This window comes from Actinoplanes oryzae (assembly GCF_030757795.1).
Taxonomy (GTDB): Bacteria; Actinomycetota; Actinomycetes; order Mycobacteriales; family Micromonosporaceae; genus Actinoplanes.
Genome location: NZ_JAUQWH010000115.1, coordinates 19,259 through 29,944 on the forward strand (window position 1 = coordinate 19,259; position 10,686 = coordinate 29,944).

The 10,686-nt window shown below is 74.9% G+C and carries 9 protein-coding genes; 4 read left to right on the forward strand and 5 right to left on the reverse strand.

Annotation, left to right across the window (positions count from 1 at the left end):
* Window position 1 precedes the first annotated feature (1 nt).
* Window positions 2-544 (forward strand): RNA polymerase sigma factor, encoded by a 543-nt coding sequence (locus RBH18_RS29995; protein WP_306213820.1) that lies wholly within the window; start codon window positions 2-4, stop codon window positions 542-544.
* Here RBH18_RS29995 and RBH18_RS30000 read toward each other — a convergent pair.
* Both RBH18_RS30000 and RBH18_RS30005 read right to left on the reverse strand, forming a co-directional pair.
* Window positions 534-2,057 carry an alpha/beta hydrolase gene (locus tag RBH18_RS30000; protein WP_306213811.1) on the reverse strand — a complete coding sequence of 508 codons (1,524 nt, stop codon included), beginning with the start codon at window positions 2,055-2,057 and terminating at the stop codon, window positions 534-536. The genes RBH18_RS29995 and RBH18_RS30000 overlap by 11 nt on opposite strands.
* Before the next feature lie 97 nt (window positions 2,058-2,154).
* Window positions 2,155-2,625: a spore germination protein GerW family protein gene (locus tag RBH18_RS30005; protein WP_306213812.1), complete on the reverse strand. Its 471-nt coding sequence runs from the start codon at window positions 2,623-2,625 to the stop codon at window positions 2,155-2,157.
* 212 nt (window positions 2,626-2,837) lie between these two features.
* On the opposite strand from RBH18_RS30005, the gene RBH18_RS30010 reads away from it, so the two are divergent.
* Entirely contained in the window at window positions 2,838-3,692 is an 855-nt protein-coding gene (locus tag RBH18_RS30010) for a DUF4394 domain-containing protein (protein ID WP_306213813.1), read from the forward strand.
* Between the two features lie 58 nt (window positions 3,693-3,750).
* Here RBH18_RS30010 and RBH18_RS30015 read toward each other — a convergent pair whose 3' ends face one another.
* Complete coding sequence (locus tag RBH18_RS30015) at window positions 3,751-4,500, reverse strand: alpha/beta fold hydrolase (RefSeq protein ID WP_306213814.1); 750 nt, start codon at window positions 4,498-4,500, stop codon at window positions 3,751-3,753.
* 89 nt (window positions 4,501-4,589) lie between these two features.
* Here RBH18_RS30015 and RBH18_RS30020 point away from each other — a divergent pair, with 89 nt between their 5' ends.
* Window positions 4,590-5,468: a LysR family transcriptional regulator gene (locus tag RBH18_RS30020; protein WP_306213815.1), complete on the forward strand. Its 879-nt coding sequence runs from the start codon at window positions 4,590-4,592 to the stop codon at window positions 5,466-5,468.
* Here RBH18_RS30020 and RBH18_RS30025 read toward each other — a convergent pair.
* A complete protein-coding gene (locus RBH18_RS30025; protein WP_306213816.1) occupies window positions 5,440-5,823 on the reverse strand; it encodes a cellulose binding domain-containing protein in 384 nt (127 codons plus the stop codon). The two genes, RBH18_RS30020 and RBH18_RS30025, sit on opposite strands and share 29 nt — an antisense overlap.
* A gap of 116 nt (window positions 5,824-5,939) precedes the next feature.
* Between RBH18_RS30025 and RBH18_RS30030 the strand changes: the two genes are divergently transcribed.
* On the forward strand, window positions 5,940-8,882 hold the full coding sequence (locus RBH18_RS30030; protein ID WP_456237641.1) for a BTAD domain-containing putative transcriptional regulator: 2,943 nt from the start codon (window positions 5,940-5,942) through the stop codon (window positions 8,880-8,882).
* Here the strand turns inward: RBH18_RS30030 and helR are convergent.
* The coding region (gene helR, locus RBH18_RS30035; RefSeq protein ID WP_306213818.1) for an RNA polymerase recycling motor ATPase HelR at window positions 8,872-10,686 on the reverse strand (1,815 nt) is incomplete at its 5' end. The genes RBH18_RS30030 and helR overlap by 11 nt on opposite strands.

Here is a 10,686-nt window from a genome sequence, read left to right on the forward strand (position 1 = left end):
CATGCACACGCTTCCGGAACCGGACGACATGCGCCTGCGCGAGGGCCTGATCGCCGGCTCCGACCAGTGCCTGGCCGAGGCCTACGACACCCACAGCCCCCTCGTGTACGGCGTCGCGCTGCGCATGACCGGCGACCGCACCGCCGCCGAGGACATCACCCAGGACGTCTTCGTCGAGCTGTGGAGCCGCCCCGAGCGTTTCGACCCGTGCCGTGCCACCCTGCGGGGCTGGCTGTGCCTGGTCGCCCGGCGCCGGGGCATCGACTTCCTGCGCCGCCGGAGCACCCAGACGAACGTCTACGCGGTCGTGCCCGCCCCCGACCCGCAGTGCGTCGAGGACCAGCTGCTCGCCTCCGCCGCCGCCAAGGAGGTCCGGCAGGCCGTGGCGGAGCTGCCGGAGACGCACCGGGAGGCCGTCCAGCTCGCCTACTTCGACGGGCTGACCTATCGGCAGGTCGCGCAGGCCCTGAACATCCCGGAGGGCACGGCCAAGTGGCGGCTCCGCCACGCCCTGCGCCTGCTGGGCGAGCAGCTCACCGCGTGAGCGGCCGGGCCGGCGCCACGGTGGTCCGCACGGTCTCCTCCGCCGGATAGATCGCCGGGCAGTGCGTCCCGCCCGGGGGCAGCGTCAAGGTCAGCAGGTACGCGTCCACGGCGGCGCGGGCGCACGGGCTCAGCCGGTAGTTGCCGTGCCCGACGCCGTCATAGGTCAGCAGCGTGGCGCTCGGCAGCTGGGCGGCCAGCCCCTGCGCCCACTGGTACGGGGTCGCGACGTCGTACCGGCTGTTGGTCATGAGGATCGGCGGCAGCTGCGGCGACGCCCGGAGCCGGTGCGGCGGGTTGACGACCGGGCCGGGCCAGCGCTGGCAGCCGGTGAGATCGGTCCACGCCAGCGCGCTGGGGCCGGCGTGCGGGGCGAGGCGCCACAGGTTCCGTTCGAGGCGCGCCAGCTCCGCGTACGAGCGCAGGTCGAAGCGGAAGTCCTGGCACATCACGGGCTGGTAGCCGTACGGGACGGGCTCGCCGCGCCCCCGGACGGCCGGGAGCAGCACGCCCTCCTCGTGCAGCTGCCGCAGGTGGCGCGCGAGCTCGAACCAGTCGGCGGGGTCGTAGGAGTAGTTGAAGAGCAGCCCCGCCAGGTCCGTGGGCGTGGGGATCAACTCGGCCTCGGTGCCCGGGAGGAACACCAGTTCCCCCGCCGCCGCCCGGTCGACCAGCCGGTCGTAGAGGGCGACCACGTCCTCGTCGTGCAGGGCGCAGTCCGCGGTCCGCCGGCACCACGCGGCGAACTGGAGGAACGAGTCCTCCTGGGCCCGGGTCTCCCAGACCTGGTAGTCCCGGATGCCGAGCGAGTGGTCCATGCTGGAGTCGAGCACCAGGGCGCGCAGCCGGCCGGGGAAGAGCTCCGCGTACTGCTGCCCGATCATCGTGCCGTACGAGACGCCGTAGTAGCTGATCGTCCGCTCGCCCAGCGCCGCGCGGATCGCGTCCATGTCCCGCACGACGCTCGCCGTGTCGACGTGGCGGGCGAGCGGGCCGGTCAGCTGCTCGCAGTTGCGGCCGAGGGCACGGTTGGCGTCGAGCAGCGCCGCGAAGTCCGCCGCGTCCGCGGGGATCATCAGGTCGATCTGCCGGTCGACGAGATCGGCATCGCAGACGTACGGGTGGCTGCGCCCCTGCCCGCGCGGATCGAACCCGACGATGTCGAACCGGGCCGTGACGGCGGCCGAAAATCGTGACTCGGCATTCGCCGCCATGTCCACACCGGACCCGCCGGGCCCGCCCGGATTGACGAACAGTGGGCCGATCCGGCGCCCCGTGGCCGGCAGTTTCGCCACGGCGATGCCCACTGTCTCCCCGTGCGGCCGGGACCAGTCGACCGGCACCTGCACCGTGGCACAGAGCAGCCGGGCGGGACCGTCGGCGCAGGGCCCCCAGACCTCCGCCGCGGCAGCCGGCGGAACCGCGGCAGCCGGCGGAACCGCGGCAGCCGGCGGAACCGCCACCACGGCGACTCCGACGACGACGGACACCAGCACGCTCAGGCCACGTCGCATGACACATTGGACCACTTCGATCACCCGCCGCGGAGGCGCCGATCTCTCACCATCTGTACCCGGTCGAAGTTGTCACCGGCTCCCGCGGTTCAGCGCGTCATGAGCGGTGGCGGCGTCCGGCGGCGAGGGCGCGCCGCATCATGCGCCGGCGGGCCCGTACGCCCGGGCGGGAGCGCAGGGCGGCGGCGCGCAGCCCGTGCGACCGTCCCCCGGAGCGGCGCTCGCGCAGGATGACGCCGGCGATCAGCAGGGCGACGCCGGCGAGGACCTGGCCGCCGAGGATGGCCCGGTTGACGTCGACGGCCGGTCTCCAGCTGACCTGGCCCTTGTCGAGCACGAAGACGCCGAGGCCGCGGCCGGACGCGCCGAAGCCCCCGCCGCCGCCCTCGGCGTCGCCGTGGTCACCCGACGGCGAGGGGCCCGAGCCGGCCCCGCCGCCGTAGCCGTAGCCGACCTTGGCCACCGGCAGCAGGACGACGCCGTCCTGGGCGACCGGCTCGCCGAACACGCGCCCGGTCGCGCCCGCCTCGGCGGACCGGCGGAGGGTGTCGAGGACAGAGGTCGTCATGCTGATCACTCCTTGCCTGCGGCGGCTGTCCGGCGAAGCTATGACCGCCTGAGGCGGCGTGTCAACGCGTTCCGGACGAGCTGACGGCGGCTGAAAGGGCACCGGTCTCCCGCTATGTCCGACCTGTCCGGCGCCCGTCCAGTGTGGAACCAGTCGGCGTCCCGTGGCTCCTGACACCGTCGGGACCACACCTGTTGGAAGGGGACACGGACATGACCAGCACCATCAAGCGCATCGCCGCGACGCTCGGCGCGCTCGCCCTCACCACGGCCGCCGTGATCGTCGGCACCACCGGGAGCAGCGCGGCCGCCGGGAGCGGGCTCCGGGCGTTCGGGATCACCGCCAACGGCAAGCAGCTGCTCACCTTCACCGTCGACACTCCCGACACCCTCGACTGGGTCCGCAACGTGACCGGCCTGTCGACCGACACGGCGCTGATCGGGCTCGACTTCCGGGTGCAGGACGGGCTGCTCTACGGCGTCGGCAACAAGGGCGGCATCTACACCATCTCGATCACGAACGCCGGCGCGCTCACCAAGGTGTCGCAGCTGGCCGCCACGCTCACCGGCACCAACTTCGACATCGACTTCAACCCCGCGGCCAACCGGCTGCGCATCATCAGCGACACCGGGCAGAACCTGCGGCACAACCTCGACGACGGCACCACGGTCATCGACCCCAGCTTCACCACCCCACCCCTGTCCGGTACGACCACCGGGGTGACCGCGGCCGCGTACACGAACAACGATCTCAACGCCGACACCGCCACCACGCTGTTCGACATCAACACGACCCTCGACCAGGTGGTCATCCAGTCACCGGCCAACAACGGCACCCTGGCGGCGACCGGCGCCCTGGGCGTCGACGCCGGCGCGAGCGCGGGCCTCGACATCTTCAGCACCCTGGTCAACGGCAAGACGACCGCGTCGACGGCGTTCGCGGTCTTCGTCCCGTACGGCGGCTTCAACAGCCTGTACGGCATCAACCTGCTCACCGGCGAGGCCTCGTTCGTCGGCGAGTTCCCGCTCGCCGTCGGCGACCTGGCCCTGTCCCCGAGCGGCTACTGACCGGCACCCGGCCTCCCCGCCCCGGCAGCTCGCCGGGGCGGGCGCTCTCCCGGGAGACTCACCCGGCGGTGGCCCAGAAGGCGCGCAAGGTGTCGGCGGCCCGTTCCGGGTCCTGCAGCATCCAGTAGTGCCCGACGCCGTCGAGCGTCCGCAGGCGCGCGCCGGCGGTGCGGGCCACCTCCTCGTTCTGCGTCCGGACCGCCTCCGGGTCGACGCCGTCCAGCACATCGCCGGTCGGCACGAGCACCAGGCCGGGCACGCCGACCGGCCCGAGCTTCCAGTCGTGGTGGAAGTTCGGCCAGGCGGAGCGGTACAGCGCCAGGATCGCCGCATCCATCGTCGCGTCGTGGGCCGCGTCGATGTCGGCACCCACCTCGGCCGTCATCCCACGCGGGCCGAGCAGCCGGCCGAACGTCCCTGGCTCACCGGCGCGGATCGCGGCGAGCGACTGCTCACCGTCCGGGCTCTTCTGCCACATGGTCGCGATCGGGTGCCACCGGTAGTCCGGATGCCAGCCGTAGGCGACGTCGGAGACCCAGCTGCGCACGCGTACGGCGGGGAAGGCAGACACCACCCGCATGGCCAGATGGCCACCCCAGTCGTGGCCGACGAGGTCGATGTCGCCACCGATCCGCTCCAGTTCGGCCGCGAGCCACCCGGCGTACGCGTCCTTGCCGGTCAGCTCCGGCGGCCGGGGCGAGCCGAAACCGGGCAGCCGCAGGGCCACGCTGTCGCCGGGCAGCAGACGGCGGACGGCGTCCCAGAGGGCCGGTGTCTCCGGGACACCGTGCACGAAAACTGTGGTCATGACCGCCGATCCTGCGCCCGCCGGTGCCCGCGGGCCAGACCGTTCCCGGCATGCCGGGCCATGCCGGAGGGGCATGTCAGACTGGCCCGGTGGCAGATGTCGAGCTTCGCCAGTTGCGTTACCTGGTCGCCGTCGCCGACACCGGTGGCATCACGCATGCCGCCGCGAGCCTGGGAATCACCCAGCCCGCCTTGACCCGGGCCATCGCCGGCCTCGAACGGTCCGTCGGCGTCGCCCTCGTCGACCGGCTGCCGCGCGGGTCCGTGCTGACCGCGGCCGGCACCATCCTGGCCGACCGGGCCCGCGCCATCGAGCGGCAGGTGAGCGCCGCCGTCCGGCAGACGCGCGAGACCAGCACCCACCGGCCTCCCCTGCGGGTCAGCGCCCGCGCCTGCGACTACGAGCTGCTCGGCGGCCTGATCGCCGCGTGCCCCGGCGAGCGGGTCGAGCCGGTCATGGCCCACTGGCGCACGCAGCTGGCGTCGCTGCGGTCCGGGGCGGCGGACCTCGCCTTGACCAGCGGCGAGTTCGACGAGACCGGCCTGGACACCGCGCTGGTCACCGTCCAGGAGCGGGTCGCGGTGCTGCCCGGGGAGCATCGGCTCGCCGGGTGCGACGTCGTCGACCGCGCCGATCTGCTCGCGGATGCCGTGCTCGGCTGGGCCGGCAGCACGGCCCAGGAGCGCGCGTACTGGCTGGACGGCGCGCCCCTCGCCGGGCCCGAGGTGGAGGATCTGCTGCAGCTCTTCGTGCACGTGCGCTCCGGCGACGGGATCGCGTTCGTGCCGCTGCCCATGGTGGAGGAGGTGCCGGCCCCGCGCGGGGTGCGCCTGGTGCGCGTGCGCGGCCTGGCCCCGGCGCGGGTCCGGCTGGCCTGGACGGCCGAGCAGACCTCGACCAGCATCGCCCGCTTCGTCGCCGCCTGCGAGGCCGGCGATGCTAGCGCAGGGAACAGCGCACGCCGTTGATGAAGAACTCGGCGGGCTCGGTGGTGGAATCGGTTCCCGTGCCCCGGAACTGCGGGAAGGCCTGGGCGCCCTTGACGACCTCGCTGTTGTAGTCGAGGCTCACCGCGGTCAGCGCCTGGTTCTCGGCCGTCCAGTCGGCGTTCCAGCCCTCGACGAGGCGCTGCCCGGCCGGGAGCGTGAAATAGAGCGTCCAGGTCTTGATCGTGGCCTCCCCCGTGTTGGTGATGGTGATGTTCGACTGGAAGCCGCCGGAGTTGCGGAACATCTCGTACTCGACCTGGCAGGCGTACTCCGCGGGAACGACGGCCGGAGCGGGCGTGAGGACGAGGGCGGCGGCGACGGCAGCGTGAAACATCGGGCGGATCCTCCCCGTTGTGATATTGCTTTTCCTCGATTTAGGGTTCCGGGAGCAGAGTGGTGCGCCGCACTGGACGCGCACTGGACGGCGACTGGACGCCCGGGGGTGCGCAGGTGCGGATCCAGGTGCTGGGGCCGGTCCGGGTGTGGGCGGGCGACGGCCCGGTCGATCTGACCTCGCCCGGGCAGCGTGCCGTGCTCGGCCTGCTCGCGCTCGCCACCGGACAGCCCGTGACGCAGCCGGAGCTGATCGACTCGCTGTGGGGCGACCGGCCGCCGCCCACCGCCGCGAACGTTCTGCAGACCCACGTCAAGCGGCTGCGCCGGCTGCTGGAACCGGACCGCCCGCCCCGGTCGCGCAGCGCGGTGCTGCCGCACATCGGCGACGGGTACGCCCTGCGGCCGGGCGCCGACGGCCTCGACCTGCTCCGCTTCCGCCGCCTGCTGGCCGAGGCGGCCGAGGCGCAGCACCGTGGCGACGGCCCGGCCGCCGCCGCCCGCTACGCCGAGGCGCTCGCCGAGTGGACCGGTGCGCCGCTGCTGGACGTACCCGTGCTGGCGCAGCATCCGAAGGTCCTGGCGCTGCGCGAGGAGCATCGCACCGCGCTCGGCCGCTACGGGGAGCTGCTGATCGCGCTGGGTCAGGCCCGCGAGGCGCTGCCGGCGTTGCAGGAGGCCGCGAACGACCAGCCGCTGGACGAGGCCGGGCAGGCGCGCCTGATCCGGGCGCTCGGGGCGGCCGGGCGGCGGGCGGAGGCCTTTGCGGCGTTCCACGACGCGCGCCGCCGGCTCGCCGGCGAGCTGGGCGTCGACCCCGGTCCCGAGCTGGTCGCGGCGCACGAGACGGTGCTGCGGGAGGGCGGGCCGGCGGCCCCTTCGCGGGTCCGGGAGATCCCCGCCCAGCTGCCCGCGGACGTGCCCGCCTTCACCGGCCGCGAGGAGGAGCTGGCGGTGCTCGACAAGCTCCTCCAGGCCGGTTCGCCGGTCGCGGTCGTCGCCGGCACCGCCGGGGTGGGCAAGACCGCGCTCGCCGTGCACTGGGCCCACCGGGTGCGCGGCGGCTTCCCGGACGGGCAGCTGTACGTCAACCTCCGCGGGTACGACGTGGAGCGCCCGATGCCGCCCGGCGAGGGCCTGGCCCGGTTCCTGCGGGCGCTGGGCCTGCCCGGCGCCGACGTCCCGGGCGACCTCGACGAGCGGGCCGCCCGCTACCGGAGCCTGCTCGACGGCCGGCGCATGCTCCTGGTGCTGGACAACGCCGCGTCCGTCGACCAGGTGCGGCCGCTGCTGCCCGGCTCCCCCTCGTGCGTCGTCCTGGTGACCAGCCGGGACACCCTGCCGGGCCTCGTGGCCCGCGAGGGGGCCCGCCGGCTCGACCTGCGGCTGATGCCCGCCGACGACGCCTTGAGCCTGGTGCGCCGGCTGGTCGGCGATCGGGTGAACACCGGCCCGGCGGCCGCGGCGGACCTGGTCGACCGGTGCGCGCGGCTGCCGCTGGCGTTGCGGGTCGCCGCCGAGCTGGCGGTCGCCCGGCCCGAGGTGTCGCTGGCGGCGCTGGTCGCCGAGCTCGCCGACGAGGAGCGCCGGCTCGACCTGCTGGCGGCCGGCGGCGACCCGCGCACGGGCGTCCGGGCGGTGTTCTCCTGGTCGTACCAGCAGCTCACCCCGGCGGCCGCGCGCGCCTTCCGGCTGGTCGGGCTGCACCCCGGCGCCGACTTCGACGAGCATGCCGCGGCGGCCCTGCTCGGCACCGGCGTGACGGAGGCCCGGCGGCTCCTGACAACGCTGTCCCGGGCGCATCTGGTGCAGCAGACCGCTCCCGACAGGTACCTCCAGCACGACCTGCTCCGCGCGTACGCCCGGGAGCTGGCCGCCGGCCGGGACGCCGCGGACGGCCGGGACGCGCTGGACCGGCTGGCCGACGCGTGGCTGTTCACCGCCGGGGCGGCCACCGACGTGCTCCACCCCGCCGAGCGGCACCGCCGCGACGCGCTGGCCCGGCCCGCCACGGCCCTGCCCCTGATCGGCAGCGCCGAGGCGGCACTGTCCTGGCTGGACGCCGAACGCGCCAATCTCGTCGCCCTGGTCGCGCACAGCGCCACGGCCCGGCCCCGGCACGCCGTGCGGCTCACGATCACGCTGCTGCGCTACCTGGAGAGCGCCGGGCACCATGCCGAGGCGACGACCATGCACGCGTACGCCCGGAAGGCCGCCCAGCAGCTCGGCGACCCGGCCGCCGAGGCGCACCTGCTGACCAACATGGCCGTGGCCGAGGTGCAGCAGGGGCACTACGAGCCGGCCGCCGGGCTGCTGCGCCGGGCGGTCGAGCTGGCCCGGGCCTGCGGGGACAGTGCCGTGGAGGCCCGGGCGCTCGGCAACCTCGGCCACATCGACCAGGGCCAGGGCCGGTACGCCGACGCGGCCCGCCGGCTGGAGGAGGCCCTCGCCCTGTGCCGGCAGGCGGGCGACAGCGCCGGGGAGGCCCGCGCGCTCGGCAACCTCGGCCAGGTCCGCCTCCGCCAGGGCCGCCACGACGAGGCCGCGCGCCGGCTGCGGGCGGCGATCGACCTCTGCCGGCGGATCGGCGACGGCCCCGGCGAGGGGTACGCACTGATCAGTCTCGGCCACGTCGCCCGCGCGCGGGGCTCGGACGAGGAGGCGGCGCGGTGCCATCGGGAGGCCCTCGGGATCTTCCGGCGTACCAGTGAGAGGGCCGGGGAGGCCCTCGCGCTGGACGGGATCGGCTCGGTGACCCGCAACGCGGGCTGCCTGCGCGAGGCGATCGCGGTCCTGCACGGCATCGGCGAGCGGTCCGGGGAGGCCCGGGCGACCAACAGCCTCGGCGAGGTGCTGACCGCCACCGACCGTCCCGTGGAGGCGCGCAACCGGCACACCGCGGCGCTCGCCCTCGCGGTCGCGACCGGCGACCGGTACGAGCAGGCGCGCGCCCACGCGGGACTGGCCGCCGCCGCCCGCGCCCTGGCGGAGCCGGCCGCCGCGGGCACGCACACCCGGGCGGCTGACCACTTGTGGACAACCCTGGGCATCAGCCGGTGAGGATCACCAGCTGCTGGGTGGCCCGGGTCATGGCGACGTAGCGGTCGACGGCGCCCGCGACGCCCGTACCGAAATCGCCGGGGTTGACCACGACGACCAGGTCGAACTCCAGTCCCTTGGCCAGCTCCGGGCGCAGCGACCGGATCCGGCCGGTCGCCGCGAAGGTGGGATCGCCGATCACGCAGGCGATGCCCTCCCCCTCGGCGTGGGCGGCCAGCCACGTGTCGAGGACCGCCGGCAGCTCGGCGACGTGGCCCCGGGCGACGGGAACGCCGCTGCTCCGGATGGAGGCCGGCACGTTCGCGTCCGGCAGCGCGGCCCGGATGACCGGAGCGGCCTCCGCCATGACCTCGGACGGGGTCCGGTAGTTGATGGTCAGCCGGGACAGGGTGACCCGGCGGAGCCCGATCCGCCGCAGCCGCTCCTCCCACGACTCGGTGAACCCGTGCCGGGCCTGCGCGCGGTCGCCCACGATCGTGAAGCTGCGCGACGGGCAGCGCTGGAGCAGCATCTGCCACTCGGCGTCGGTCAGCTCCTGCGCCTCGTCCACGACGACGTGCGCGAACGGGCCCGCGAGCCGGTCGGGGTCCGGCGCCGGCAGGGCACCGCCGTCGGCGAGCACGTCCCGCAGGTCGGCCTGGCGCAGCATCGTCATCAGGCCCTCCCCGTCGTCGTACGTCTGGGACTCGACGAGGTCGTCGATCACCGTCGCCATGCGCGCGCGGTGGGCGGCCACGGCGGCGGTCTGCCGGCGCCGGTGCCGCTCGGCCTCCGGGTCGCCGAGCCGGTGCCGGGCCGCGTCGAGCAGCGGCAGATCCGCGGTGGTCCAGGCCCCGGGATCCTTCCGCTGCAGTGTGCGTACGTCGTCCGCGTCGAGCCAGGGTGCGCACCTGCGCAGATAGGCCGGTACGGTCCACAGGTCCCCGACGACGTCGGCCGCCTCCAGCAGCGGCCACGCCCGGGTGAACGCCGCGCGCAGCTCCCCGTGGCGCCGCAGCTCCGCCGGGTCGGCGTCCTCGTCCTTGTCCGCCAGGATCGCGAGCAGCTCCTCCCACACCTCCTCGCGGGCCTCGTTGTGCGGGGTCCCGGGGCCGGGCGCCGCGAAGGCCTCGGCCCAGTCGCCCGCCGTCAGCCGCAGCGCACCGGTCTCCGTCTCGATCGTCATGCCGGTGGCCGGCGGCTCCTCGTGGAACCGCACGGCCGCGTCGATCGCCCCCACCAGCCGCGCGGACGCCTTGAGCCGCGCCACCTCCGGATCGGGCTCGGGCCGCGCGCCGGCGCCCTCGGGCACCAGGTCGCGCAGGGTGCACGTCTGCACGTCCTCCTCGCCGAGGCTGGGCAGGACGTCGGCGATGTAGCTGAGGTACGGCTGGTGCGGCCCCACGACCAGCACGCCGCCGCGGCGCTCGCCCAGCCGTGGGTCGGAGTAGAGCAGGTACGCCGTCCGGTGCAGCGCGACGACCGTCTTGCCCGTGCCGGGGCCGCCGTCGACCACGAGGGCGCCGGCGGACCCCGCGCGGATGATGGCATCCTGGTCGGCCTGCAGCGTGCCCAGCACGTCGCGCATCCGGGCCGAGCGGGTGCTCCCGAGGCTCGCGACGAAGGCGGACTGGTCGTCGAGCGCGGCGGCGTGCCGGTCGAGCCCCTCGGCGGTGAACACCTCGTCCCAGTAGTCGGTGATCCGGCCGCGCGTCCATCGGTAACGGCGCCGGCTCACCAGACCCCGCGGGTCGGCGTGCGTCGCGGCGAAGAATGGCTCCGCCGCGGGCGAGCGCCAGTCGACCAGCAGGCGCCGGCCGTCGGT